General features: G+C 64.4%; 27 protein-coding genes. 15 read left to right on the plus strand and 12 right to left on the minus strand.

Features of this window, described 5'->3' with window-relative positions; translation table 11 throughout:
• Positions 1-113: 113 nt before the first annotated feature.
• From XI03_RS24640 to XI03_RS24650, 3 genes are all read right to left on the minus strand, one after another.
• Positions 114-2,021 (minus strand): acyl-CoA synthetase, encoded by a 1,908-nt coding sequence (locus XI03_RS24640; RefSeq protein ID WP_271593562.1) that lies wholly within the window; start codon positions 2,019-2,021, stop codon positions 114-116.
• 168 nt (positions 2,022-2,189) lie between these two features.
• Positions 2,190-3,011, minus strand: a complete 822-nt coding sequence (locus tag XI03_RS24645) for a hypothetical protein (RefSeq protein ID WP_271593563.1) — start codon at positions 3,009-3,011, stop codon at positions 2,190-2,192.
• A 1-nt stretch (position 3,012) separates the two neighbouring features.
• Positions 3,013-3,357, minus strand: coding sequence for a hypothetical protein (locus XI03_RS24650; protein WP_244439158.1), 345 nt, complete (start codon positions 3,355-3,357; stop codon positions 3,013-3,015).
• 199 nt (positions 3,358-3,556) lie between these two features.
• On the opposite strand from XI03_RS24650, the gene XI03_RS24655 reads away from it, so the two are divergent.
• Positions 3,557-4,651 (plus strand): SecDF P1 head subdomain-containing protein, encoded by a 1,095-nt coding sequence (locus XI03_RS24655; protein ID WP_271593564.1) that lies wholly within the window; start codon positions 3,557-3,559, stop codon positions 4,649-4,651.
• Positions 4,652-4,903: 252 nt separating this feature from the next.
• On the plus strand, positions 4,904-5,710 hold the full coding sequence (locus tag XI03_RS24660) for a Crp/Fnr family transcriptional regulator (RefSeq protein WP_038948040.1): 807 nt from the start codon (positions 4,904-4,906) through the stop codon (positions 5,708-5,710).
• A gap of 10 nt (positions 5,711-5,720) precedes the next feature.
• On the opposite strand, the gene XI03_RS24665 is transcribed toward XI03_RS24660, so the two are convergent.
• Complete coding sequence (locus tag XI03_RS24665) at positions 5,721-6,362, minus strand: glutathione S-transferase family protein (RefSeq protein WP_271593565.1); 642 nt, start codon at positions 6,360-6,362, stop codon at positions 5,721-5,723.
• 243 nt (positions 6,363-6,605) lie between these two features.
• On the opposite strand from XI03_RS24665, the gene murI reads away from it, so the two are divergent.
• The 6 genes from murI (at position 6,606) to XI03_RS24695 (ending at position 11,527) form a co-directional block, all read left to right on the plus strand.
• Entirely contained in the window at positions 6,606-7,397 is a 792-nt protein-coding gene (murI, locus tag XI03_RS24670) for a glutamate racemase (RefSeq protein ID WP_028142865.1), read from the plus strand.
• A 61-nt stretch (positions 7,398-7,458) separates the two neighbouring features.
• Positions 7,459-8,232: an HpcH/HpaI aldolase family protein gene (locus XI03_RS24675; protein ID WP_028142864.1), complete on the plus strand. Its 774-nt coding sequence runs from the start codon at positions 7,459-7,461 to the stop codon at positions 8,230-8,232.
• A gap of 67 nt (positions 8,233-8,299) precedes the next feature.
• Positions 8,300-8,683 carry a cupin domain-containing protein gene (locus XI03_RS24680; protein WP_028142863.1) on the plus strand — a complete coding sequence of 128 codons (384 nt, stop codon included), beginning with the start codon at positions 8,300-8,302 and terminating at the stop codon, positions 8,681-8,683.
• Positions 8,684-8,786: 103 nt separating this feature from the next.
• Complete coding sequence (locus XI03_RS24685) at positions 8,787-9,554, plus strand: acyltransferase (RefSeq protein ID WP_271593566.1); 768 nt, start codon at positions 8,787-8,789, stop codon at positions 9,552-9,554.
• A gap of 199 nt (positions 9,555-9,753) precedes the next feature.
• Positions 9,754-10,371 (plus strand): 30S ribosomal protein S4, encoded by a 618-nt coding sequence (gene rpsD, locus XI03_RS24690; protein ID WP_018316575.1) that lies wholly within the window; start codon positions 9,754-9,756, stop codon positions 10,369-10,371.
• An 88-nt stretch (positions 10,372-10,459) separates the two neighbouring features.
• On the plus strand, positions 10,460-11,527 hold the full coding sequence (locus XI03_RS24695) for a threonine aldolase family protein (RefSeq protein WP_271593567.1): 1,068 nt from the start codon (positions 10,460-10,462) through the stop codon (positions 11,525-11,527).
• Here XI03_RS24695 and XI03_RS24700 read toward each other — a convergent pair whose 3' ends face one another.
• From XI03_RS24700 to grxD, 4 genes are read right to left on the minus strand one after another with little or no spacing between them, the layout of a single operon-like run.
• Entirely contained in the window at positions 11,528-12,787 is a 1,260-nt protein-coding gene (locus XI03_RS24700) for a serine hydrolase domain-containing protein (RefSeq protein WP_271593568.1), read from the minus strand. It abuts the gene before it with no gap.
• Between the two features lies 1 nt (position 12,788).
• Positions 12,789-14,075: a serine hydrolase domain-containing protein gene (locus XI03_RS24705; RefSeq protein ID WP_271593569.1), complete on the minus strand. Its 1,287-nt coding sequence runs from the start codon at positions 14,073-14,075 to the stop codon at positions 12,789-12,791.
• Positions 14,076-14,121: 46 nt separating this feature from the next.
• Positions 14,122-14,673, minus strand: coding sequence for an O-acetyl-ADP-ribose deacetylase (locus XI03_RS24710; RefSeq protein WP_271593570.1), 552 nt, complete (start codon positions 14,671-14,673; stop codon positions 14,122-14,124).
• Between the two features lie 3 nt (positions 14,674-14,676).
• On the minus strand, positions 14,677-15,003 hold the full coding sequence (grxD, locus tag XI03_RS24715; protein WP_018316580.1) for a Grx4 family monothiol glutaredoxin: 327 nt from the start codon (positions 15,001-15,003) through the stop codon (positions 14,677-14,679).
• Between the two features lie 239 nt (positions 15,004-15,242).
• On the opposite strand from grxD, the gene egtB reads away from it, so the two are divergent.
• On the plus strand, positions 15,243-16,538 hold the full coding sequence (gene egtB, locus XI03_RS24720; protein WP_161966416.1) for an ergothioneine biosynthesis protein EgtB: 1,296 nt from the start codon (positions 15,243-15,245) through the stop codon (positions 16,536-16,538).
• A gap of 50 nt (positions 16,539-16,588) precedes the next feature.
• A complete protein-coding gene (egtD, locus tag XI03_RS24725) occupies positions 16,589-17,560 on the plus strand; it encodes an L-histidine N(alpha)-methyltransferase (RefSeq protein WP_271593571.1) in 972 nt (323 codons plus the stop codon).
• Between the two features lie 198 nt (positions 17,561-17,758).
• Here egtD and XI03_RS24730 read toward each other — a convergent pair whose 3' ends face one another.
• Positions 17,759-18,952 (minus strand): low temperature requirement protein A, encoded by a 1,194-nt coding sequence (locus XI03_RS24730; protein ID WP_271593572.1) that lies wholly within the window; start codon positions 18,950-18,952, stop codon positions 17,759-17,761.
• A 25-nt stretch (positions 18,953-18,977) separates the two neighbouring features.
• A complete protein-coding gene (locus XI03_RS24735) occupies positions 18,978-19,214 on the minus strand; it encodes a BolA family protein (RefSeq protein WP_018316584.1) in 237 nt (78 codons plus the stop codon).
• Between the two features lie 176 nt (positions 19,215-19,390).
• Between XI03_RS24735 and XI03_RS24740 the strand changes: the two genes are divergently transcribed.
• Both XI03_RS24740 and XI03_RS24745 read left to right on the plus strand, forming a co-directional pair.
• Positions 19,391-19,750 (plus strand): DUF427 domain-containing protein, encoded by a 360-nt coding sequence (locus XI03_RS24740; RefSeq protein ID WP_212251766.1) that lies wholly within the window; start codon positions 19,391-19,393, stop codon positions 19,748-19,750.
• 100 nt (positions 19,751-19,850) lie between these two features.
• On the plus strand, positions 19,851-20,918 hold the full coding sequence (locus XI03_RS24745) for an alpha/beta fold hydrolase (protein WP_271593573.1): 1,068 nt from the start codon (positions 19,851-19,853) through the stop codon (positions 20,916-20,918).
• Between the two features lie 20 nt (positions 20,919-20,938).
• On the opposite strand, the gene XI03_RS24750 is transcribed toward XI03_RS24745, so the two are convergent.
• Positions 20,939-21,112 carry a DUF1328 domain-containing protein gene (locus XI03_RS24750; RefSeq protein ID WP_028142852.1) on the minus strand — a complete coding sequence of 58 codons (174 nt, stop codon included), beginning with the start codon at positions 21,110-21,112 and terminating at the stop codon, positions 20,939-20,941.
• A 202-nt stretch (positions 21,113-21,314) separates the two neighbouring features.
• Between XI03_RS24750 and XI03_RS24755 the strand changes: the two genes are divergently transcribed.
• On the plus strand, positions 21,315-22,502 hold the full coding sequence (locus tag XI03_RS24755; RefSeq protein ID WP_271593574.1) for an acyltransferase family protein: 1,188 nt from the start codon (positions 21,315-21,317) through the stop codon (positions 22,500-22,502).
• Positions 22,503-22,624: 122 nt separating this feature from the next.
• Here XI03_RS24755 and purL read toward each other — a convergent pair whose 3' ends face one another.
• The gene (gene purL, locus XI03_RS24760; RefSeq protein ID WP_271593575.1) at positions 22,625-24,835 is read right to left on the minus strand and encodes a phosphoribosylformylglycinamidine synthase subunit PurL; all 2,211 of its coding nucleotides are present in this window, start codon (positions 24,833-24,835) and stop codon (positions 22,625-22,627) included.
• A 184-nt stretch (positions 24,836-25,019) separates the two neighbouring features.
• On the opposite strand from purL, the gene XI03_RS24765 reads away from it, so the two are divergent.
• Both XI03_RS24765 and XI03_RS24770 read left to right on the plus strand, forming a co-directional pair.
• Positions 25,020-25,499 (plus strand): PaaI family thioesterase, encoded by a 480-nt coding sequence (locus tag XI03_RS24765; protein ID WP_038971650.1) that lies wholly within the window; start codon positions 25,020-25,022, stop codon positions 25,497-25,499.
• A 76-nt stretch (positions 25,500-25,575) separates the two neighbouring features.
• The gene (locus tag XI03_RS24770) at positions 25,576-26,541 is read left to right on the plus strand and encodes a DMT family transporter (protein ID WP_271593576.1); all 966 of its coding nucleotides are present in this window, start codon (positions 25,576-25,578) and stop codon (positions 26,539-26,541) included.
• Positions 26,542-26,601: the final 60 nt, after the last annotated feature.

The following is a 26,601-nucleotide window of genomic DNA, read 5'->3' on the forward strand; positions in this document are numbered from 1 at the left end:
GCTAATTCTTCCTATGTGATTTCCGTCACACAAGCCGGTCTAACGGGGGTAAGGATAATGCGGCGAAGCGTCACCCTGGTCTTTCCAGGTGACGCCGCCGTCTTTCGGGGCCGCTACATTTGCACCACCTCGTGGCGCATCACGAAGGGTGCAAGCAGCGCGTGTACCTCGCTCGCAACCGCCTCGCGCTGGTCCGACGGCAGGCCGGCAAGGGTCACGGTGGCGATCGATCCGTGACTGCCATGGGCACCGACTTTGACCCTGCAATCGATGCCGCGCTCGACCAGCGGCGTGAGCACCTTGGTGAACACGCGCTCAGCCGCGTCCCAGCGCAACTGCGGCTTGAACACCTTGCCGACGCCGGTCACCGGCATCGGGTCGATCGGAATGACTTGCACAGGGACAGCGGCCCGCTCCGGCGTGCGCTCGCGAACCCAGGATTCGAGTTCGCCGGGCTCCACGGTCGCGCCGGGCTTCAGCTGCACGTAGCCCACCGGCAGTTCGCCGGCATAGGCGTCGGGCTGGCCGACGACGGCGGCGAAGCCGACCGCGGGATGCCGGAACATGATCTCTTCGACCGGCGCGGGATCGATGTTATGGCCGCCACGGATCACGAGATCCTTGGCGCGACCGGTGATCCAGAGATAGCCGTCGGCGTCGAGCCGGCCGAGATCGCCGGAATTGACCCAGACCTCGTCGACGAAGGCGCCCTTGTTGTGCTCGTCGTTGAGATAGCCGCCGAATACGCCGGGCCCTGCCATGATGACGACGCCGATCTCATCAGGCGCGCAGTCGCGGATCAGGCGGCCATCGGCATCGAGTTGCACGATGCGCACGCGCGCATAAGGCATGGGAAGGCCGACCGACCCGAGCCGGATCGGCCGTGATGGATAGGCCAGCGTGTGCACGCTCGAGGTCTCGGTCATGCCGTAGACCTCGACCACGGGCAGCCTCAGCTTGTCCTGGATCGCCGAGCCGACCGCGACGGGGATCGCCGAGCCGCCGCCGGCGGCATATTTCAGGCTGGAGATGTCGGCATGATCAGGCGGCACCGCGAGCGTTGCGGCGAGCACCGTCGGCACGCTCGACAGCGCTTCCGGCTTGAAGCGCTCGACCAGGCGCCAGATGTTCTTCACCGCACTCGGATTGCGCCAGCCGCTCGGCGATAGCACGACCAGCGAGCCGCCGCTCGACAGCATCGTCAGCACCTGTGTCAGCGATCCCCCGACGTGAAACAGCGGCATGCCGAACAGCAAATTGGCGCCGGGCTTCGCTCTCAGCAGCAGGTTGAGCGCCCATGCCTGATAGACTTGGTTGGTATGCGTGTGCCGCACCAGCTTGGGCGTGCCGGTGGTGCCGCCGGTGTGGAAATAGGCCGCGATGTCGGCACCCGAAATCTTGCGCCCGCTGACAAGCCGATCCGACGGCTGTTGCTTGATCAGGTCGCTGAAAGCAAAGATGCCATTCGCCGGCTCGCCGCCGCCGAACACTTGCACGATCGCCTTGAGGTGCTTGAGTTCCGGGCGGATCTGCTCGACCTTCTGCCAGATGTCGGTGCCCGGCATCGGCCCGAGCGCCACCAGGATTTTGGTGTTCGCAGCTTCCAGGATCTCCGCAATCTGGTGCGGCTCCAAGAGCGGATTGACGGGATTGGCGATGCCGGCGGCCTCCGCGCCGAACAGCGTCACGAAGGCATCCGGCACCAGCGGCAGCATGAAGCTGATGACGTCGTCTTTCTCCGCGCCGAGCGCGTGAAACATGTTGGCAGCCTGCGTGACGCGCGCAATGAAATCGCGATAGGTGACCACTAGCGGCGTGTCGGCGGGATCAGCGTTTTGCAGAAACTGGATCGCCGCACCGTCGGGATTGCGCGCCGCGCCCAATTTGATGGCGTCAAACGTGCTCTCGGCAGCGATGCGGTCCGCATAGGGTACCCGCTCGAACGCCCGGACCTCCTCGTCGGTCAAAAGATCCGGATAGTCATTGCCAATGAGCCGATCGAGCGCGTGGATGCCCGCCATGGAATTCCGTCCTCCCTCAGATACATGTCCCCGCCCCCTGTCTTTTGACATTTTGGGTCGGCGCGGCCCCGACCGATGGCCGGCCCGGCGCGGACAGAATGATGGATGATTTGGCGTTCGTCCATGGCCGGCTGCAACAAGCTCACACGGCGAGACGCCGGCGTGAATCTATGGACGATCCGGCGACCAGCCTACCGCGTTGAAATCGGCTGGCGCAGGCATCACTTCGGGCTCGGCGGTTGCCTTACGCAGAATTGCGTCCGCACGATTTAGGTCCGACATTTCGGTCGGCACGCCCTCTTTGTCCACGGCGAGTATTCCCGTCATCTCGGGCGGTGCGGTCATCACGTAGCGGTCCGCAGCTTCGATCAGACGAAGGACCTCGTCGCGAATGAAAGCCGCTGACCATTCGGATGGCAGGCCTTTCACAGCGGCGAACTCCTCGGCCGGGATCGACAACGCGTGCCGGCGAATTTCGTCGGTGGTTCGACGCGGAGAGAAATTGGGCGGCTTGCCAGCCGCGGCAAGCACGAGCGGCCCGAGCGGGCAATAGTCGTGGCCGATGGCGACGAGATCGGCGATGTCGCGCGCCTTGGAGCGACCTGCGGCAGCGAGCACCTTGTTGACGGCAAGATCTGCCTGATGGAGCCGCGCCCCCCATTGCTTGTCCTTTACGAGAGGAAAGAAGCGAAGTCGCGTCTCCGCGAACCACTGGATGACGGTCGTTTCGGAAGCGCGCGAGATGGTCGCATCCACGCAGCCATAGATGATGAAGTCGCGATGCGTCTTGAAGCCGGCAGTATCGAGGACGGCAAGATCGGCCCTTGCGCTCTCGGTCACCTCTTCATCCGTATCGTGGAAGATGTCGATGTCGTCGGATCGTCGGTCCCAGTCCTTGTTGAGCATCAGGCCGCCGGCAAGATAGCTGCTGTCCGAGCGATTCTTGGCGAGAAGCCGCAAAATGTCGCTCTGCAGTTTGCTGAGAGCCATCTCAGTTCTCCCTGGCGTTGACGCGGTCGAGTATCTTCCTGCCCATCGCAAAAGCGCGCGCATCGCCGCGCTCGATCATGGCACGCGCGGCGACGGCGGCGCGGGACCGCAGATCGGGAAGCCGATCGAGATCGACATTGTCGAGAATGCGCGGTCCGTAGAGACGGAGCGCATTGTCGAGCAGCGACTGCAGTTCTTTGGTCAGCCGATGCTCCGCCCGCATGCGCGAGGCGAGCGCCAGGACTTCATCGCGTGCAGCCGGCGGAATCAGGACTTCGACGCGCACGAGGTCGGCCGCACCACCCTGGCTGCGATATTTTCTGACGCGTTTATTCGCAGGGATCATCGGCCACTCGCTTTGCGAAACATCAAGCTACCATACGTATCCCGGTTACGCAAATTTGTATCCCGGTTACGAGCGCAACCAATTGGTATGTTTCGTTTTTATCTAACCTTACTCGAAAGGTGAACTTCCTCGCGCCGTAGGCGGACCAACAGGCAGCAGCGGCTTCGCCGGACGGCGCGCCGCGAGACGCGAGGACACCATGACCACGCCCCTGCGAGATCGCATCACTCCGCTGCTCCTCGCGCTTGCCGTAACATCGGGGATCATCGCATCGACGATCGCGCTGCCCCGCGCGGCGCTCGCCGCGGACGGTCAGCTCGACAAGATGCGCGCCAAGATCGCGGCATTCATCACCGACAAGATGGAGAAGCTGGGCGGATCGCGCATCATCTACAAGGTGGACACTGACGCCTTGCGGGAGGCGGTCACTACGGATCTGCGCGACGACGTCTACAAGACCCTGCGCGAGGGTCGGATCGCCTTCTCCGGCCTTGCGATTCGTGACGGCGGCGTCGATGTCAAGATCGCGGACGCCAAGGGCCGCGAACTGCTCACGCGCAAGCTCGCCTCGGCGGCAGAGGGATTGCCCACGCACGCGCTCGCCGTGACCGACGCCGGAGACGGGCTGACCAGGCTTGCGCCGACCGATGCCGCATCCGCCGCACGGCTGCGCGATCTCGTCGAGGATTCCATCGCCATGATCGAGCAGCGCCTCAAGGACGCCGGCGTCACACTTGCCAGCGTCCAGCCTGAGGGAACCGACCGCATCCGCATCTTCCTGCCGGGTACGATGGAGCCCGAGCGCATCACCGCGATCTTCGCCAGGAAGGTCAAGGTCAGCTTCCGCCTGATCGATGTCACAATGTCGGCGGAGCAGGCGCAATCCGGCACGCCTCCGGCGGGCACGGAAGTCATGTTCGGCTTCAAGGACAAGCGTCCCTATCTCGTCAAGGCCAGCGCGCTCGACGGTGACGACATCAGCTACGCGGGACCGGGATTCACGAGCGACACGAAGGAGCCGATCGCCTCGTTCCGCTTCAACGGCCGCGGTACGCGGCGCTTCGCTCACATCACCGCAGAGAATGTTGGAATGCCCTTCGCCATCGCGCTCGACGACAAGGTGATCTCCGCCCCCGTGATCCGCGAGCCCATCACCGGCGGCTCAGGCCAGATTTCCGGCAACTTCACTCTGGAAGAGGCGAACAGCGTCGCCATGCTGCTGCGCGCCGGCTCGCTGCCCGGACGTCTTGGCCTCGTCGAGCAGCAGGTCATCCAACCCGCCGCCAAGCCATAAGGCGAAGATCGTCAGACGCGCCCCACCCGGGGCATCCGGCCGTTCCGCGACGCCGAAGCCCGCCCCGAATCACGGCCGCGTTGCGGCCGGACGCACAACCAACGGGCAATTGCCGAAACGCCCGATCAGGCTAAAATTTGCCTCTTGCGGCGTGACGGCCAAAGGCTTCATTTCAGGCGGCCGTCATTCGATTTCGGCTATACGTGTCGAGCATACCGACCAGGACTGAAAGCCTTACGCGGGGTTAGTACCATGCCGTCCGGCAGCGCAGACATTTCCTCGATCCTCGACCGCATTCTTGAGGCGGCGACGGATAATCTCAGAATCGCGAAAATCCTGGTGCAGATGGGCCTCGATCCCAACGACGTCACCTACGACGCGATCTTTAACCGGCTGCTGGAGATCTTCGTCCACAACATCACGTTCGCCAATCTGTTCGCCGTGGTCGGGGCCGGCTTCTTCGTCGCCACCCTCTTGATGCGAACGATGGTGCCGCTGCGCGTCGCCAACATGATCGGCTGCGTATTCTTCGCCGTCTTCGGCGCGCTCTCCGCCAACGTCGCGACGTTCCTGCTCTATCTGCTGATGCTTCCGATCAACGCCCTTCGGCTGCGGCAGATGCTCAAGCTGGTCAAGAAGGCGCGCCATGCCGCCGAAGGCGACATGTCGATCGAATGGCTCAAGCCATTCATGACCGAGCGCAAATATCGAAGCGGCGATACGCTGTTCAAACTGGGCGATCCCGCCAAGGAGATGCTCCTCACGGTCACCGGCAAGTTCCTGGTCAAGGAGATCAATGTCGAGATCGGGCCCGGAGCTCTCATGGGCGAGCTCGGCTTCCTGACGCCCGACAACCGGCGAACCGGAACCATCGAATGCGTCGAGGACGGTCAGGTGCTGACGATCACCTATGACCGGCTGCTCGAGATCTACTTCCAGGACCCGCAGTTCGGCTATTACTTCCTGGTCCTGACCAGCCAGCGCCTGCTGCAGAACATCGATCGTTTGCAGAAGCAGCTCGCCACGGAGCGGGCGGCCACGACGAACAGGATCGCGTGATCGCCGCTGCTCAGCCTAGCAGCAGCGCCATGCCGGGATCGCCCTTCTCCATCGCGCGCCGGTAGGCCGGGCGGGCACTGACGCGGCCGAGATATTTGACCACGTTCGGGCAGCGCTGGACATCATAGGGCTGGAAGTAGCGCATCGTCGTCAGCGAAAAGCCCATCATGATGTCGGCGGTGGTGAAGGCGTTGCCCGCCAGATATTCGGCGTCGCGAAGGTGCGCGTCGAGGAGATCGTAGGAGCGATCGAGCCGTCCCTTCATGGCAACGAGGGTCGGGTTGTCCTGTGCAAGATCGAGCCGGTTCAGAATCATCATCCGCCCCATGCCGGGTTGCAAGGTGCCATTGGCGAAGTGAAGCCAGTACAGGAACTGCGGGAAGGCGGGATCATTGGGGCCGAGCACCAGACGGCCGTTGCCGTACTTTGCGACGATGTAGTCGACGATGGCGCCGGACTCCGCGAGCACGAGATCGCCGTCGGTCACGACGGGCGCTGCCCCGCTCGGGTGCAGCGCCTTGTACTCCGGCGGCGCCAGCATGGTGACGGGATCGCGGGCATAGCGCTTCAGCTCGTAGTGAAGCCCCAGTTCCTCGCACAGCCAGACGATGCGCTCGGACTGAGACTTGCCGAGGTGATGGACGGTGAGCATGAGGCCTCCTGCAGCGGTAAGTTGGGCACGTCGTGACGACGCATATAGCAGCCATTGCCAGGGGTGGGATCTCGGTCTTGTGCCCAGGACGCAGCGCAGCGCCCTCGGCGACGGCGCGCTGCAGAGCCGGGCCCATCCAGCCGGGTTTTTCCTGTCCGCAGCGCGTCCAGCCTCCCCCAAACGGCACCGCCGCAAAATCGCCCTAAAAACCGAATGGTAACCATGGCGGGCTAGGGTAATGACGTGACCAATTCTCCGACGATCCTGGTGTTCGATTCCGGCCTTGGCGGGCTTACGGTGCTCCGCGAGGTTGTCGCCGCGCGTCCGGACGCCCATTTTGCCTACGTCGCCGACGACGCCTTCTTCCCCTACGGCCACCACAGCGAGGACGAGATCATCGCCCGCGTCGTGCCGCTGATGGGTGAACTGATCGGCACGCATGACCCTGATATCGTCGTCATCGCCTGCAACACGGCGTCCACCCTGGTCCTGTCCCACTTGCGCGCCGCTTATTCGGTGCCCTTCGTCGGCACGGTGCCGGCGATCAAGCCGGCCTGCGCGCAATCGAGGACCCGTCGCGTCTCGGTGCTCGGCACCAAGGGCACGGTGAAGCGCGAATACACCAAGGCCCTGATCCGCGATTTCGCGCAGGGCTGCGAGGTGACGCTGGTCGGCTCGCCCGAGCTTGCCTCGCTGGCTGAAGCTGAGCTCAGCGGCACTTCCGTCAGCGACGGCGACATCCTGGCCGAACTCGCCCCCTGCTTCGTCGGCGAAGACGCGACCTCGCGCACCGACACCGTCGTGCTCGCCTGCACACATTATCCGCTGCTGCTCGACCGGCTGAAGCGGCTGGCGCCCTGGCCGGTCGACTGGATCGATCCCGCGCCGGCGATCGCCCGCCGCGTCTCGGATCTGCTCGGCCCGCGCATCGGCGGCATCGCACAGGCCGGCGCCGAGATGATCTTCACCTCGAACCGCGTGCACGGCCTTTCGGCCACGCTGACGCCGTTCTTCGGCGGCCGCGCGCTGGCCTGACTTTGCGCATCGGCGCCGCGCTGCTAGGTTTTGCCGTCGTCACCTCACCGCAGGCCTTTCCATGTCGGTCCAGACCCCGCCGCTCAACCGCCTCCGCCAATTGTGGCGCGATGGCCGCCCCGCTTTCGGCGCGATAGCGACCATCCCGAGCGTGCAGATGGTGCAGATCATGGCGCGCTCGCTCGACTGGATCATCGTCGATCTCGAGCATGGTCCCATCGGGCTGACCGAAGCGCACGCAATGATCGCGGCAACGACCGGCACGCCGTGCACGCCCCTGGTTCGGATCGCGGCGAATGAGCCGTGGCTTGCGAAAGCCCCGATGGACATCGGCGCCTTCGGCATCAACTTTCCGATGATCACGAACCGCAGTGATGCCGAGAAGGCGGTCCGCAGCGTGCGCTACCCGCCGCGCGGCGACCGGCTCTGGGGCCCGTTCCACGCCCCGTTCCGCTGGGGCCAGTCGATGCCGGACTACATGGCGAGCGCCGACGACGAGATGATCTGCATGATCACCATCGAGCATGTCGATGCCGTCAACCGCATCGACGAGATCATGGCGACGCCGGGCATCGACGTCGCGGTGATCGGCCCTGGCGATCTCGCCACCTCCATCAACAAGCGCGGACAGATGGACGATCCGGAGCTGCTGGAGCTGGTCGCGCGCGCCGAGGCCGGCATCCTCAGAAGCGGCGTGCCGATCGGCGGCGTGGCCCGCACCGCGGACCAGGCCAACGCCCTGGTCGACCGCGGCTACCGCGCTATCGCGCTCGGCTTCGACTGGTCGCTGCTCCAGCGCGGCATCCTGGCGGCGTTCGAGGGCATCAGGCGCTGAGCAGGCTGATTGCCACCTTGCCGGGAACTGCGGCCCTGCTAGGGTCGGCCGCATCGGGAGGAAAACCATGCTTAAGAAGACTTTGCTCGCTCTGACCTTTACCGGCCTTGCCTTCGCGGCCTTCGCCCAGCAGCCCGGCATCAAGCGCACCCCGCTCCAGAAGGTCGAATTTCCGGACGGCTACAATACCATCACCGCCATCGCGGAAGTCCCGGCGGGAGGCTCGGCCGGACGCCATACCCATCCGGGAATCGAGACCGGCTACGTGCTCGAAGGCGAGCTGAACCTCCTGATCGACGGTCAGCCGGAGAAAACCCTGAAAGCCGGTGATTCCTACCAGATCCCGGCAGGCGTCGTGCACGACGCCAAGGCTCATGGCGATAAGGCCATGAAAGTGCTGGGAGTTTACGTCGTCGACAAGACCAAGCCGCTGGCTTCGCCGGCTCCCTGACTGGTCGAACCGTTCAACCCCTGGCGGGTTGGTTCGTGCTAAAGGAACGGCGAGCGGGAGCCCGCTCGCTGCACATTTTTTCATCTATGGGAACCGAAGACCGATGCGGGGGACGCCAAAGCCCATTTCGCTGCCGCGCCGCTTGATTTGCGACCTCATGCGCGCGTCGATGGACGTGCCGTTCGTTTCGCTTTCCCGTTCACTCAATATCCGCCCCTTGCTCGAGGCACGCGCCGCAGCTGCCGCGCCAGCGGGCTGGGCTGCGACCTTCGTCAAGGCGTTCGCCCTGGTCGCCAGGGACGAGCCGATCCTGCGCACTGTCTACGCCAAATGGCCGTGGCCGACGTTCTACGAATTGCCGAACAGCGTGGCGTCGGTGGCGATCGCCCGGGTCGAGGATGGCGAGGAATGCGTGATGCCGCAGCGAATCGCGGCCCCCGAGGCCATGGCGCTGGCCGCGGTCGACGCCGAGATCCGGCGCGGCAAGACGGCGCCTATCGCAGACGTCCCGATGTTCCGGAAGATCATGCGGGCAACCCGGCTGCCGCTACCGCTGCGGCGCCTGTCCTGGGCGATCGGCCTCAATTTCGGGCGCCAGCGCGGCAACTGGTTCGGCAGCTTTGCGGTGAGCTCGGTGGCCGCCTATGGCGGCGGCGAGCTCCACCCGATCACACCGGGCCCCTTCATCGTCAGCTACGGCCTGGTTGAGCCGGACCAGACCATTCATGTCGTGATCCGCTGGGACCACCGGGTTACCGATGCGGCCCCGATCGCCCGGGTCCTGACCCGGCTGGAACAAGTCCTGAACACTGAAATCGCTGCCGAATTGCGGGCGGCCGGCGCGAAGCCGATAAGAGTGGTCGGGACATGATTCCGGGCCCATTCGCATTGACAGAACGGCCCAAACTCCCCTAAAAGCCGCCTGCTCGCGGGCCGATTTCGGCCCGCGAAGCGTTTCGCGACCCGTGGTCCTCTCCCTTGAAGCTTTGGGGATCGGACCTGTCAGTGCCGGGCTAGCCCGTCACACAGGAGGGCGCGTTTCCTCAAACCATGTACCTGAAGAGGACGCGATGACTAAGCGCAGTGAGGCGAAGTACAAACTCGATCGCCGTATGGGCCAGAACATCTGGGGCCGCCCGAAGAGCCCCGTGAATCGCCGCGAATACGGCCCCGGCCAGCATGGCCAGCGCCGCAAGGGCAAGCTCTCGGACTTCGGCGTGCAGCTGCGCGCCAAGCAGAAGCTGAAGGGCTACTACGCCAACATCTCCGAGCGGCAGTTCCACGGCATCTATGTCGAGGCGAGCCGCCTCAAGGGTGACACCGGCGAGAACCTGATCGGCCTGCTGGAGCGTCGTCTCGACGCGGTCGTGTACCGCGCCAAGTTCGTCTCGACGATCTTCGCCGCGCGTCAGTTCATCAACCACGGCCACATCAAGGTGAACGGCCGCAAGGTCAACATCTCGAGCTATCAGCTCAAGGTCGGCGACGTGATCGAGGTCAAGGAAGCCTCCAAGCAGCTCGCCCATGTGCTCGAAGCCAGCCAGCTCCCCGAGCGCGACACTCCCGACTATCTCGAAGTCGACCACGGCAAGATGACCGCGAAGTACGTGCGCATCCCCGGCCTCTCCGACGTGCCGTTCCCGGTGCAGATGGAGCCGCATCTGGTCGTCGAATTCTATTCGCGCTAAGATCTGAATATCGAAGGCCCCGGTTCGCCGGGGCCTTTTTGCTTAAGAGCCACACTTCAGTGGCCGTCATGCCTGCAGGAGGCGTCGCATGCTCTACACCCCTCCCCCCATCGATCCCAAGGCGCCGCCGGTGCGCATCAATCTGCTCTCGGACACGCAGACGAAGCCGACGGCCGCGATGCGCGACGCCATGGCGCGGGCAGAGGTCGGCGACGAGCAGGTCGGTGACGATCCCACCGTGAATGCGCTGTGCGAGCGCGTCGCCGCGCTGATGGGCAAGGAAGCCGCGGTCTATATGCCCTCGGGCACGATGTGCAACGTGACCGCGACCCTGGTGCATTGCCGTCCCGGCGACGAGATCCTGGCACACGAGACCGCGCACATCATTGCCCGCGAAGGCGGCGCGCATGCCGCGATCGGCGGTTTTCAGGTGACGCAGCTTAGGGGTCCCGACGGCCAGTTCACGCCGGAGACGTTCCGGAAAGCCCTGCATCCCCGCACGCGCTACCAGCCGCCGCAGACCGTCGTCAGCGTCGAGCAGACCGCCAATATCGGCGGCGGCACGATCTGGAAGAAGGCCGTGCTCGACGAGATCGTCGCGATCGCCAAGCAGCACGGGCTCGTCACCCACATGGACGGCGCGCGCCTGCTCAACGCCACCGTCGCCAGCGGCATCTCTCCGCGCGACATGACCGCCGGCTGGGACTCGGCCTGGATCGACTTCTCCAAAGGCCTGGGCGCGCCGATCGGTGGGGTGCTCGCGGGCTCGCGCGCCTTCATCGATGCGGTCTGGCAGTGGAAGCAGCGCCTCGGCGGATCGATGCGGCAGGCCGGCATCTGCGCCGCCGCCTGCATCTACGCGCTCGACCATCACGTCGACCGCCTCGCCGACGACCACGCCAATGCGCGCGCGCTCGCCCGCGGGCTGTCGCAGATCCCCGGCGTCGAGGTGCAGGAGCCCGAGACCAATCTCGTGTTTTTCAAGCCCGACGGCGCCGGCATTGCCGGCGACAAGATGGTTGCAGCGCTGCGCCAGCGCGGCGTGACGCTTGCGATGATGGACGGCCGCATCCGCGCCTGCACCCATCTCGACGTCAATGCGGCCCAGATCGAGGAGACGATCGGGTACGTCAGAGAGATCGTGCGCGGGGCGTGATCACCGCCCCATCGCCTGATAGATCAGCGTCTTCAACGCCAGCTGGATCCGGCCGCGTTGCGACGGGGTCTGCACCATGAAGATTCCGAACAGATCGTCTTCGGGATCGATGAAGAAGAAGGTGCCGCCGACGCCGTCCCAGCGATATTCGCCAAGCGGCCATGACGTCCCCGGCGGCACCGAAGTGCGCACCGCAAAGCCGAGGCCGAAGCCGGAGCTGCCGCCCGGATAATAGTTCTGATCGCGCGCGATCTTCATTTCCGGCCCGATGTGATCCGACGCCATCAGCGCGATGGTCTCGGGCTTGAGATAGCGCCGGCCTTCATAGCTGCCGCCATTCAGCAGCATCTGCGCGAAGCGGGCGTAGTCGCCGACTGTGCCGACCATCCCCCCGCCGCCCGATTCCCACTTCACCGGCCGCCTGATATCGCGAACCTGCGTCGTCGGATTGATGTTGCGATCCTCCGGCATCGGCTCGGCAATGCGCGGGAATTTAGCGGGATCGGCGACGAAGAATGCCGTCTCGGTCATGCCGAGCGGATCGAGCAGCCATTCCCTCTCGAACTGGAGCAGCGTCTTTCCTGAGATCACCTCGACGACGCGGCCGAGCACGTCGGTGGAGAAGCCGTAGTCCCACACCGTGCCCGGCTGCTCGACCAGCGGCAGCGTGGCGATTTTCGCGGCGAAGTCGGCATTGCTGAGATTACTGTTGAAGAGATTGGCTTCGGCATAGAGCTCGCGCACTGCGCCGCCGTCATGATAGCCGTAAGGCAGCCCCGAGGTGTGGCGCAAGAGGTCCTTGATCGTGACGGGACGCTCCAGCGGCTCCAGCGCCAGAGCGACCTTGCTATCCTCGGCCTTCTTCTCCACGCCGACCTTCATGCCGGCGAAAGCAGGAATGTATTTCGAGACCGGATCGTCGAGCGCGAGCTTGCCCTCCTCGACCAGCATCATCGCCATGACTGATGTGATCGGCTTCGACATCGAATAGAGACGGAAGATCGTGTCCGCGCTCATCGAACTCTCGGTCGCGACATCGCGAACGCCGAAATTCTCGTAATAGACCGGATTCCCATGCTGCTGGAGCAGCAGAATGGCGCCGGGAATCTTGCCGGTGGCGATCTCGTTCCGGATGTAGTCGGAAACCTTTGCCAGGCCCTCGGGCGAGAAGTTGCGCGCGGCGCGCTCGGAGCTCGCCTGCGCACTCACGACACCGAACAGAAAGGCGAGCGCCGCGATCAGCGCGCGGCGCCCGAACATGTCACTTCTCCATGGCTTCATAGACCAGCTGCTTCAATGTCCGCTGCACGCGCTGGCGCTCGGTCGGGGTCTGCTCCAGCAGCACGAAGAACATGTCCTGCTTGGGATCGATCACGAAATAGCAGCCGGAGGCGCCGTCCCATTTCAACTCGCCGAGATTGCCGGGCGGCGGCGGCTTGGCGTTGCCGGGATCGGTGCGCACCGCGAGCCCGAGGCCGAAGCCGAAACCGTCGCCGGGGAAATAGAAATAGTCGCGGTCGACGCCTGATTTGGGGCCGAGCTGATCGGTCGTCATCAGCTTGAACGTCTCGGGCTTGAGAATGGTCTTGCCGTCGAGGCTGCCGCCGTTGAGCAGCATCTGCGCGAAGCGCTCATAATCGGCCATGGTCGTCACCATGCCACCGCTGGCGAACTGCATCTTCTTGACCACGGTCGGATCGTTGATCCGGCCAACGCGGAAGTCGCTGTCGTTCGGCACCGGCTGCGCCAGAAGCTTCTGCTTCTCGGGAGCGGTGACGAAGAAGCCGGTGTCGACCATGCCGAGCGGATCGAGCAGCTTCTCCCGCATGATGTCGATCAGCGGCTTGCCGGCCGCGATCTCCATCACGCGTGCCAGCACGTCGGTGGAATGGCCGTATTGCCAGAGCGCGCCCGGCTGGTTGTGCAGTGGCAGCTTGGCAATACGCTCGGCGAACTCGGCGAGGTCGAAATCGCCCGCGTAGATGTTGGCATCGCGATAGGCCTTGCGGACCAGGCTGTCGCCATAGAAGCCGTAGGTGATGCCGGAGGTGTGCGTCATCAAATCGTGCACCGTCATCGGCCGGTTCGGCGGCACCAGCTCGAGCGACTTGGTGCCGTCCTCCGCCTTCTTCTCGACGCCAACCTTCACGTTGGCGAAGGACGGAATGTACTTCGAGACGGGATCATCCAACTTGATCTTGCCGTCCTCGACCAATTGCATCGCGACCACCGAAGTGATTGCCTTGGACATCGAGAACAGGCGGAAGATGGTCTTGTCCGTGATCGGCGCCTTGCTGACCACGTCCTGCACGCCGAAGGCTTCGTGATAGACCGGCTTGCCATGCTGCCGGATCAGCACGGTCGCGCCGGCGATCTTGCCGGTCGCAACCTCGTTCTTGAAGAATTCGCTGATCTTGCCGAGCTTGTCCTGATTGAAATGCGCACCGGCCGGAATCTCGTAGGTGCCCTCCGCTCGCGCCAGCGACATCGCACCGAGCGACACCAGCGCGCCGCAGACCAGCGCACGCAGTCCAGACTGTGAAATCATATCCCCTCCCCGGAACATGGTCCGGCGGAGTGTACCGACCGCGTCATCAGGCACAAGGGCCGGCGTGTCGCGCAAGTGCCTCGGCATGGAGCTTGGCGCTCGGCTCGGCGAAGCAGCAGAACACCACGCGGGCCACGGACGGCGCCACGGCGAGCCCTTCGATTGTGGTACGAACGGCGATATCGGCCGCCCGGCCGGCGGGGAAGCGGAAAATGCCGGTCGAAATCGCGGGGAATGCCACCGAGGTCAGCTTGTGCTTCCCGCACAGCTCCATCGAGCGGCGATAACAGGACGCGAGCAGATCGTCCTCTCCGAGCGTGCCGCCATTCCAGACCGGTCCGACGGTGTGGATCACATGGGCAGCCTTGAGCCGGTAGCCTTTGGTGATCTTGGCATCACCCGTCTTGCAGCCGTGGAGCATGCGGCATTCGGCGACCAGATCGGGCCCTGCGGCCCGATGGATCGCACCATCCACGCCGCCACCACCAAGGAGCGACGTGTTGGCCGCGTTGACGATGGCGTCAACGCTCAGTGTGGTGATGTCTGCGACAATGACCTCGAGCTCGGCGCCGCCGATCCGGAGCGTCAGCTGGGTCACCTATCAGGCCGCGACGACGACGCCCTTTTCGGTGAAAAGCTGCTGCAATTCACCGGCCTGGAACATCTCGCGGACGATGTCGCAGCCGCCGACGAACTCGCCCTTCACATAGAGCTGCGGGATGGTCGGCCAGTTGGAGAAGGTCTTGATGCCGTTGCGCAGTTCGGCGGATTCGAGAACGTTGAGGCCCTTATAGCCGACGCCGATATGGTCGAGGATCTGGACGACCTGGCCGGAGAAACCGCACTGCGGAAATTGCGGCGTGCCCTTCATGAACAGAACCACGTCGTTCGACTTCACTTCGTTGGCGATGAATTCCTCGATGCTCATTTCCGTGTCCTTCTGGGGCGGAGCCCTCACCAATCAATTCGGGCTGGCTCCGCCGATCTAACCCGATACCTGCCTATATATGTAGCCCAAACCGTTGTGCATCCAAAGTAAAATGGCGGCGACACGCCCCGCTGGCCGGTTTGCCCCCCAGCCAGATCCATAGGCTGATGACATCAATATCATCGCCGGGGAGGACTTTCATACCGTAACGGAGCCCCTATCTAGGACGAACCCAGGTTTTGGAACCGGGCAACGCCAACAACGTTCTCTTGTCCTGTCTGGAGAAAAACGTGACGAAACAAGCCTCCGCTACGGCCGCCACCTCGCTTTCGTCACTGTCCTCCGCCGGTAACCTCGCCCAGCGGCTGGAAGATGCTTTTCTCGCCGTCCGCAACGAGACCGAACGCCGGGCTGCGCCGCTGTCGCCGGAGGACCAGCAGATCCAGTCCATGCCCGATGCGAGCCCGACGAAATGGCACCGGGCCCATACCACCTGGTTCTGGGAGCAATTTTTGCTCGGCGAGCACGCGGCCGGCTACCGGCCGTTCCACCCCGATTTCGCATTCCTGTTCAATTCCTATTACGTCAGCGCCGGCCCGCGTCACGCGCGCAATCATCGCGGTGATATCACCCGTCCCAGCGCAAACGAGGTCGGCGTCTATCGCAACTATGTCGATGCGGCCGTCGTCAAATTCTTCCGCGAGGCCGGGGAAGACAAGCTTCGCGCGATCGCAGCGCTGGTCGAGGTCGGGCTCAACCACGAGCAGCAACACCAGGAATTGATATTCACCGACATCCTGCACGCCTTCGCGCAGAACCCCGTCTATCCGGCCTACGACCCGGACTGGCGCTTTCCGGCCGCGACGCGCGCCGGCGATGACTGGCTGACGCTGAACGAGGGCATCCACACCGTCGGCCATGTCGACGACAGCTTTCATTTCGACAATGAGAAGCCGGCGCATCGCGCCCTGGTTGGCCCGGTCCGGGTCGCGCGCAATCTCGTCACCAATGCCGAGTGGCTGGCCTTCATGCGGGACGGCGGATACCGGACCGCAACGCTGTGGCTGATGGACGGCTTTGCTGCAGCCAGCCAGGAAGACTGGCAGGCCCCGGGTCACTGGCGCGAGATCGATGGCCAGTGGCACGTGATGACGCTGGCCGGTGTGAAGCCGGTCGATCCCACCGCGTCGGTCTGTCATATCAGCTACTACGAGGCCGACGCCTTCGCGCGCTGGGCCGGCAAGCATCTGCCGACCGAGATGGAGTGGGAGGTCGCGGCCCGCGCCGGCCAGCTCAACGATGCCTTCGGCATCGTCTGGCAGTGGACCCGCAGCTCGTACGCACCCTACCCCGGCTACCGCGCCATCGAAGGCGCGCTCGGCGAGTACAACGGCAAGTTCATGGTCAACCAGCTGGTGCTGCGGGGCTCTTCGCTTGCAACTCCGGAAGGCCACAGCCGTATCACCTATCGCAACTTCTTTTATCCGCACCACCGCTGGCAGTTCACGGGACTGCGGCTCGCCGATTACGACTAGTTCTCATCCGACGACAAATGCGCGCCGGACAGCGCGTTCAGGAGAGTATCATGAATGTGCACGCCAGCGCTTTGGCCCAAGCCCATCTTCCCGACGAGCAGACCACCGCCTTCGCCCGCGAGGCGATCAAGGACCTCTCGCAGCAGCCCAAAACACTGTCGCCGAAATATTTCTACGACGCGACCGGATCGGAGCTGTTCGAGGCAATCACGCGCCTGCCGGAATACTATCCGACGCGGACCGAGCTCTCGATCCTGAAGGATCGTGGCAGCGAGATCGCAAAGATCATTCCCGAGCATGCCGCGCTGGTCGAGTTCGGCGCCGGCGCGACGACGAAGGTCCGCCTGCTGCTCAACCATTGCAGGTTTGCGGCCTATGTCCCCGTCGACATCTCCGGCGACTTCCTCAAGGCGCAGGCGAACGGCCTGAAGCGCGATTTCCCCTCGCTCGGCATCTATCCGGTGGCTGCCGACTTCACCACGCCGTTCGAGTTGCCGAGGGCGGTCGCGTCGATGCCCAAGGTCGGCTTCTTCCCCGGCTCGACCATCGGCAATTTCGAGCCGCATGAAGCCCAGGCTTTCCTGAAGAGCGCACGCCAGATCCTGGGCCGGGGCGCGCAGATGATCATCGGCGCCGACCTCGAAAAGGATGAGCGGGTGCTGCACGATGCCTATAACGATGCCGCCGGCATCACCGCGCGATTCAACCTCAATGTTCTGGTGCGGATCAACCGCGAGCTTGGCGGCAATTTCGACCTCTCCGCCTTCACCCACCGCGCGATCTACAATCGCGAGCGGCACCGCATCGAGATGCATCTGATCAGCAGGAAGAGCCAGACCGTGCGCCTGCTCGGCACCAGCTTCTCGTTCCGCCCCGGCGAGAGCATCCACACCGAGAACAGCTACAAATACAGCATCGAGCGTTTTGCTGCGCTGGCACAGGGCGCCGGCTGGCGGGTGCGCGAGAGCTGGACGGATGCGGCGAAGATGTTCTCGGTGCATGCGCTGGAGGTGGCGGAGTAAACGCTCCGGCGGTTATCCGCGAGAGCGCTTTCCCCGCAGCGCATCCTTCGAGACGCCCGCTTAGGCGGGCTCCTCAGGATGAGGACGGAGTGCGTGGCAGGCAGTTTCAACGAGCGCCGACGCCAAATAGCCTCATCCTGAGGAGACCGCGCAGCGGTCGTCTCGAAGGACGAGGCGCTTGCTCAGGCCGCTCGCAGTTCAATGTTCCTTGGCCTCTTCTCTGTCCGCCCCCAGCGAAACCGATTCCCACACCGCGACGACGATCATGATCACCGTCGACGCGATCGACAGCCAGAGCGGCGGGAGGTCGGCTGCGAACCACCACAGCACCAGCAGCAGCATGATGCCGATGCCGTGCGAGAGCTGGAGGAAGCCGCGGATCGCGTGCTTGAACAGGATGGTGCCGATCAGAAACACCAGCGGCCCGCCGATCGTGCTCAGAACCGTCCTCATATCGGAATGGCCGGTCGGGTGCTTCAGCACCAGCTCGTCCGAGACCGCGGTCAGGATGATGCCGGCGATGATCGGCGTGTGCAGATAGGTATAGGCGAGCCGCGCCAGGCGGCCGGATTCGGCGGACTTCGAGATCCGCTCCGAGCCGGCCTCGGCGCCCTTGTGGAAATAGACCCACCACATCGCGATGGCGCCGACCAATGCGGAGACGAAGGCCATGATGTTGTCCGCGGTCCACTCCAGCTCGGCAAAGGTCGCCCCGTTGACGACGACGGCTTCGCCGAGCGCGATGATGACGAAGAGAGAGCAACGCTCGGCCATGTGGCCGCCCTCGACGGCCCAGGCTTCGACCGACGAGAAGCCGAGTTTGGGAACCCAGAAGCGCGCCGCCGGCGAGACGTATTCCCACGTGACCGCCGCAATCCACAGCCATAGCCGCGTCTCGCCTTCGGACAGGCCGCCCGCGATCCACAGCGCCGCGGAGATCGAGAGCCAGCTCAGAATGCGGATCGCGTTGTGGCGGACCGCGGTCCGATGCCGCGGCGTCGCGAACAGCCAGAAGGCGGTGCGCCCGAGCTGCATCGCCGCGTAGGCGATCGCAAACCACAGGCCCCGCCCCTCGAAAGCGGTCGGAATCGTCGTCGACAGCACCAGCCCGCCCAGCATCATCAGGAAGAGCATGACGCGGACCGGGGTCAGCTCCGGATTGAGCCAATTGGTGACCCAGGCGGTGTAGACCCACACCCACCACACCGCGAGAAACAGCACCGTGACGTGCACCGCGCCGAGCGGCGTGAAATGGTGCAGCAGCGTATGCGACACCTGCGTGACGGCGAAGACGAAGACGAGGTCGAAGAACAGCTCGACATTGGTGACGCGGCTGTGCTGGTTCGGCACGATGACGCGAAACATCGCGCCGCGAGAATTGTCCGCAGCCATCGTCGTCTCCCGTCGCGCGATCAGGTCAGGCGCCCGGCACGCCGGTTTGCAGCGCCAGCGCGTGCAGCACGCCGCCCATCTGGCCGCGCAGGGACTGATAGACGATCTGGTGCTGCTGGACGCGGGATTTGCCGCGGAAGGATTCCGAGATCACGGTCGCGGCATAGTGATCGCCGTCGCCGGCGAGGTCACGGATGGTCACCTCGGCATCGGGGATCGCCGCCTTGATCATCGCCTCGATATCGTGGGCGTCCATGGGCATTCGGGTCTCGCTCCTTCTGGTCTCGAATCGCTGCCGGGGTCCCCTCGCCGGCAGCGCCAAACTTAGCGTGAACGGACTTCTGCGTCACGCTTTCCGGCACTATATCCATGATCCCATCAGGATAAAGGCACGACAAAGTGCCGCGCGCGGCAGATTGATCGAAAAGGCGTGAAATCATGAAGCTTCCAGGGCCCGACCATCCCATCACCATCACCCAAAATCCCCGGCGCGTCCGTGTGACCGCCGGCGACATCGTGATCGCCGAGACCAGCAAGGCGCTGACGCTGAAGGAGGCCAAATATCCGGCGGTGCAATATGTGCCGCGGGAGGACACCAACATGGCCTTGCTGGCGCGCACCGACCGCGTCACCCACTGCCCCTACAAGGGGGATGCGAGCTATTACAGCGTAAAGGCCGACGGCAAGGTGCTCGATAATGCGATCTGGACCTACGAGACGCCCTTTCCCGCGATGAGCGAGATTTCCGGCCATCTCGCCTTCTATCCGGACAAGGTGAAGATCGAGGAAGTGGGGTAGGCGCACGCGCTGTGACGCCGGGGCGATCCTGGATCGCCTCCTTCCAGTCGACACAAGGCACGAGATGCCGCGCCGGGCCACAAGACTGATTGGGGTCTCGTTGCTGGGATTGTCCGGCATCCTTATTGTGCTCGCTGCAGCCGGGCTGGGTTTTCGTGCCTATCGTCAGCACCTTGCTGCCCTAACTCTCGCGATCCGCTCTCCTGCCGGCGTGCAGGAGGGAGAGTTCATCGAGATCGGCGGCATCAAGCAATGGATTCAAATCCGCGGTGAGGATCGGGATAACCCGGTTCTCCTGTTCGTCCACGGCGGCCCCGGCGGATCCACCCTGCCGATCTCGTCGGGCTGGCGCCCCTGGGAAGAGCATTTCACTGTCGTCCAATGGGACCAGCGCGGCACCGGGCGCACCTTTGGCGCAGCTGGAGACGCGCTCGCCCCCACGATGACACTGGAGCGGATGACGCAAGACGGCATCGAACTGGCCGAGCACCTGCGCACGCATTTGCACAAGGACAAGATCGTCCTGGTCGGGCATTCCTGGGGCTCATTCCTGGGAATTCGAATGGCGAAGCAACGTCCGGATTTGTTCTCGGCCTATGTCGGCACAGGCCAGGTGGTCGGCAAGGCGACCTTCGAGAAGGCCTTCGAACTCACCATCGCGCGTTTGCAACGGCTTGCGGCAGCGGCCACCAACAGAGAGGCCCTGGCCGAATTGGCGCCGATCGCTTCACAACCGGTCCTCACCCCGGAAAATCGCCTGATTGCGGACAAATGGAGCAATGTGCTGGGTCTGCCGCTCGCCGACGGCTTCCAGCTCGCCGGTCCCATCCCGCCGCTCTTCATGCCGGATGTCTCGCTGCTTGATCTGTACAATTGGCGGAGGGGCGCCGCCTTCTCAGCAAAGTACCTGACGGGACGGAACGGGCCGATGTTTCAGAGCGATATGGCCTCGCTCGGGTTCGAATTTTCGATCCCGATGTTCTTCATCGAGGGCGATGCGAATGGCGTCACGCCGAGCGAACCCGCCGAGCAATATTTCAAGGAGGTCACCGCCCCGCACAAGGAGTTTGCTCGGATTCGCGGCGGCGACCATTTCATTCCGTTCGATCGTCCTGATGAATTCTTGGCCGAGCTGATGGCCCGCGTCATGCCGTTCGCAGCCCACTGAGGACTGGTGCAGCCGCCCGGCTACGCCCTGAAGATCGTGAGCCCAAGTATCAGCAACACCAGGAAGATCACGACGAAGACATAAAACAGGAAGCGGGCGATATCGGCGGAGACGGCCGAAATGCCGCTGAAGCCGAGCACGCCGGCCACGATCGAGACAAGTAGGAAGATCAACGCCCATTTCAGGATCGTCATTGCCAGCTCCGAATTGTGCCGCTCCTCGCGGCCGTCAGCCCTTCCCTTCGGCGGACGCTAACTTCGCTGTTCGGAACTGGTTCCTACGGGTGTCAGGACCCAGGTTGGGGCTCAAGTGGGGCCTCAACTACGGCGCAAACGAGCCTTGCTGAATCGGGCTCGCGGCGGCACAGTCCGGCCCGGGGCAGGCGCGCGGGGGACCATGATGACGATGGCGGATTCAGCGACGATCGGCGCGGAGGCACACGCCGCGCCGAAAACCAAAGCGCGCAATCTGTCGCTCGATCGTGCCCGCACCTTCCTGACCCTTGTGGTGCTGCTGCATCATGCGGTGATCCCCTACACGCATTTCGGTCACACAGATCCGGCCTCCTTTGCCGGTTTCGACATGATCGTGCTCGCCACCGACAGCTTCTTCATGGCGATGTTCTTCTTCCTGTCGGGCCTGTTCACCTGGCCGGGCATCGCGCGCAAGGCGCCGTCGGTCTTTTTGCGTGACCGCCTGCTGCGGCTCGGGCTGCCGTTCGCGATCGCGGCCTTCACCATCATCCCGCTCGCCTATTACGCCATCGCGCTACGGGCCGAGCCCGAGCTGACCTTCGCAGCGTTCTGGTGGAAGACGGTGACGTCGGGCCCATGGCCGAGCGGCCCGATCTGGTTCGTATGGGTGCTGCTCGCCTTCGACCTGACCGCGAGCCTGCTCTACCGGGTCTCGGCGCATCTGGTCGATCCCGGCAACCGCGTCTCGTTGCTCGGATTTCAGCAGCCGGCCGTGTTCTGGCTGATGCTTGTCGCCGTAAGCGTCATCGTCTATCTGCCTGCGCTGCTCTATTTCGGTACCAACAAATGGTTCGAGTTCGGACCGTTCTCGGTGCAGGCGAGCCGGATCCTGCTCTACTTCAGCTACTTCTTCATCGGCGCCAGCGTCGGTTCGGCGAATTTCGATCGCGGCATCCTCAGCGCCGACGGTCAGTTGCCGAAGCAGCGCTGGCTATGGGTGATCGTCACGCTGATCCCCTACTGCCTGATGTGGTGCATGATCTACATCAAGCGCGAGATCCTCGGGAATCCCGATCACCTGCCGCACTGGTACCACGTGTTCTACGGCACGTTCTTCGTGCTGTTCTCGGCCTCGATCCTGCTCGCGATCCTCGCCTTCTTCCTGCATTCGAAGGCGCCGGGGCCGACCCTGCTCGACCGCATGCAGGCGGATGCCTATGGCATCTTCCTGGTGCACTACCCGATCGCGCTGTGGATCCAGTACGCGCTGTTCGACTATGCGTGGCCTGCGATCGTGAAGGCCGCGATCGGCCTCGTGCTCACGGTGATCCTGAGCTGGGGCCTGACGGCGGCGTTGCGGAAGATCCCGGGGGCGTCACACGTGTTGTGAGGCACGAGGTCCCTCCACGCGTCATTGCGAGCGCAGCGAAGCGATCCAAAGTCCCCCGGCGGAGGTAGTCTGGATTGCTTCGTCGCTTCGCTCATCGCAATGACGGAGTGCGTGGCAGCAGCTCAGGCCGCCTTCCCGCCCATATATTCCGGCAGCCAGCGCTCGAACGATTTGCGCAAGCTGTCGATCGCCACGGGCGCTTCGCCCGCGATCGCGATCGCATCGCCGCCGGTGGTGCCGATCCGCACGCAGGGCACTTCGCAGCCGCGCATCTTGGCAAGCACGCGGCCGGCTTCGGTCTCCGGCACGGTGACGAGATAGCGCGCCTGGTCCTCGCCGAACCAATAGGCCTGCGAGACCAGTGAAGTCGGCGCCGCCAGCAGCTTGGCCCCGATGCCGCCCGCCATCGCCATCTCGGCCAGCGCGATCAGGAGGCCGCCGTCGGAGAGGTCGTGCACGGCGGTCGCGGTGCCGCCATGGATCATGCCGCGCACGCAATCGCCATTGCGCTTCTCGGCGGCGAGATCGACCGGCGGCGGCGCGCCCTCCTCGCGGCCGCAGATATCGCGCAGGTAAACGGACTGGCCGAGCCAGCCATGGGTCTCGCCGACCAGGAGGATCGCTTCGCCCTCGGCCTTGAAGGCGAGCGAGGCGGATTTGGTGAAATCGTCGAGCAGGCCGACGCCGCCGATGGACGGTGTGGGGAGGATCGCGCGGCCGTTGGTCTCGTTGTAGAGCGAGACGTTGCCGGAGACGACCGGGAAGTCGAGCGTGCGGCAGGCTTCCGAGATGCCCTTCAGGCAGCCGACGAACTGGCCCATGATCTCGGGCCGTTCAGGATTGCCGAAGTTGAGGTTGTCGGTGATCGCGAGCGGCTTGCCGCCGACCGCGGTGATGTTGCGCCAGGCTTCCGCCACAGCCTGCTTGCCGCCTTCGAACGGGTCCGCCTCGCAATAGCGCGGCGTGACGTCAACGGTCAGCGCCAGCCCCTTCGGCCCGTCCTCGATGCGCACCACGGCGGCATCGCCGCCGGGACGCTGCATGGTGTTGCCGAGAATGACGTGGTCGTACTGCTCCCAGACCCAGCGCTTGCTGCACATGTCGGGCGTGCCGATCAGCTTCTCCAGCGCGCTACCTACGCCCATCGGCGCCGGCACATCGCGCGCATGCACGACCGGCAACGCGGCGGAAGGGACATGCGGACGGTCGTAGAGCGGCGCCTCGTCGCCGAGCTCCTTGATCGGCAGGTCGGCCATGACGTCGCCGCCATGCTTGACCACGAAACGCTTGCTCGGCGTGGTGTAGCCGACCACGGCGAAGTCCAGGCCCCACTTCTTGAAGATCGCCTCGGCTTCCTTTTCCTTCTCGGGCTTGAGCACCATGAGCATGCGCTCCTGGCTCTCCGAGAGCATCATCTCGTAGGCGCTCATCCCGGTCTCGCGGGTCGGCACCGCATCGAGATCGAGATCGACGCCGAGGTCGCCCTTGGCGCCCATCTCGACCGCCGAGCAGGTCAGGCCCGCCGCGCCCATGTCCTGGATCGCGATGACGCAGCCCCTCTCCATGATCTCGAGGCACGCTTCCAACAGCAGCTTCTCGGCGAAGGGATCGCCGACCTGCACGGTCGGGCGCTTCTCCTCGGACTTGTCGTCGAACTCGGCCGAGGCCATCGAGGCGCCGTGGATGCCGTCGCGCCCCGTCTTGGAGCCGAGATAGACGATCGGCATGTTCACGCCGGACGCCGCCGCATAGAAGATCTTGTCGGCATCGGCGAGGCCGACAGCCATCGCGTTGACGAGGATGTTGCCGTCATAGCGGGTGTGGAAGCGCACCTGGCCGCCCACCGTCGGCACGCCGAAGGAATTGCCGTACCCCCCGACGCCGGCGACGACGCCGGAGACCAGATGCCGTGTCCGGGCATGTTCGGGCGCGCCGAAGCTGAGCGCATTGAGGCAGGCGATGGGACGCGCGCCCATGGTGAAGACGTCGCGCAAAATGCCGCCGACTCCCGTGGTGGCGCCCTGGTAGGGCTCGATGTAGCTCGGGTGGTTGTGGCTTTCCATCTTGAAGACCACGGCCTGGCCGTCGCCGATGTCGATCACGCCGGCATTCTCGCCGGGGCCCTGGATCACCCAGGGCGCCTTGGTCGGCAGGCCCTTGAGATGGATGCGCGAGGATTTGTACGAGCAGTGCTCGTTCCACATCGCCGAGAAGATGCCGAGCTCGGTGAAGGTCGGCTCCCGCCCGATCAGCTTCAGGATGCGCTCATATTCGTCGGGCTTGAGCCCATGGGCGGCAACCAGTTCGGGGGTGATCTTGGGTTCGTTCTTCATGGATTCCAGGCTTTCGGCGGCGGTTTGGCCGTTCTTAGGAACATCCGGGGCTCGCGAAAAGCCCTTTATGGCGCATTTTCCCGCTGTCCCACGTTTTGCAGGCGGGGACGGCGGGAACAGGAATTGCACGGCGCGGACGGATCGGATTTAAGGGCTGAACACCCGCAATTGAAGGCCCATTTCCTTGCACGAATTGACCAAAGCGCCCCCACCCCGCCGCCCTGACCTCCACGTCGCCACCGAGGGCGAATTTGTGGGCTGGCGGACCTGGATTCGCGACAGTTTTGAGTCCCATGTCGGCCCCTTCTGGCACCGGATCGAGGCGGATGGCAACGTCCGCAGCGCCTTCCGGGTCGAGAAAAAGCACCTCAACGGCTCCGGGAACGTCCACGGCGGCTGCTACATGGCCTTTGCCGACTACTCCCTGTTTGCGATCGCCACCCATGTCCTGGACAGCCGGGCTGTGACGACCAATTTTGCCTGTGAATTCCTCGACGCGGCACGCGAGGGCGAGCTGATCGAATGCACCGGCGAGGTCACCCGCGCCGGCGGCTCGCTGATCTTCCTGCGCGGCAAGATGACGTCCGGGACGCGGGTGCTGCTCACCTTTTCCGGCACGATCAAGCGGATGAAGCGGAAGGCGCTACCTCAGCCAAACGCATAGCTCGGCGCCTTCCCTTTTCGCGCCCCCTCGCCCAGACTTCCCGGCAAGCGCTGTCGCGCCGGGGAGCAGGAACAAGGTGCCGCAGAGCACATCGGAGGCGGGGCGCTCAGCGGCCTCCGTTTCATCGCCGTTGCCGTCCATGGCCGCCACCGGCGCGCGCAACTGGCGCGACTATGCGCTGCTGCTCGCGCTCGCCTGCTGCTGGAGCTCGACCTACCCGCTGGCCAAGCTGGCGCTTCCCACCATCCCGCCCATCACCTTCATCTCGGCACGCTCACTGATCGCGGCTGCCTTCCTGTTCGCGATCCTGTGGATGCGCGGCATCAGCGTCCCGACCGACGCGAAGGCGTGGAAGCTGTTCGCGACCCAGCAGCTGATCAACTCGACCTTTCCGTTCCTGATCATCACCTGGTCGCAGCTCTATGTGCCGGCGTCGAACACCGTGGTGCTGGCCTCGACCACGCCGATCTTCGCCTTCCTGATCACCTCGCTGATCACCCGGCATGAACCGGCAACGCTGCTCAAGCTCGCCGGCGCGATCCTCGGCCTCGCCGGCACCATTCTCATCGTCGGCCTCGATGCACTGCGCGGCTTCGGGACCGAGATCGTGGCGGAGATCGCGATCCTGCTCGCCACCATCTCCTTTGCCTGCGCCACGATCTTCGGCCTTCGCCTCTCCGAATACGACCCGATGGTGGTGGCGGCCGGCTCGCTGCTATTCGGCGGTCTCATCCTGCTGCCGCCCTCGCTGATCATCGATCAGCCCTGGACGCTGCAGCCGACGCCGACCGCGATCGTCGCCACCATCGTCATGGGCATCGTCTCGAGCGCGCTGGGCTTGATGCTGTTCTACGTCTGCCTCGGCCGCCTCGGTACGCTAACCACGAATGCGCAAGGGTATCTGCGCATTCCGATCGGCGTCGGCCTCTCCGTGCTGCTGCTCGGCGAGAGCGTGCCGTCGAACCTCGCGCTCGGCCTGTTGCTGGTGATGGCGGGCGTGGCGGCGATGACGGTGCCGGCAGAGAAGTTCAAGCTGCGCTAGGCCGATTGCGCGGGCTTTGAGCGCCAGCGCGGGCATAGCTCGATTGACACACGCTGGACG

This window comes from Bradyrhizobium sp. CCBAU 65884 (assembly GCF_028128835.1).
Taxonomy (GTDB): domain Bacteria; phylum Pseudomonadota; class Alphaproteobacteria; order Rhizobiales; family Xanthobacteraceae; genus Bradyrhizobium; species Bradyrhizobium ottawaense.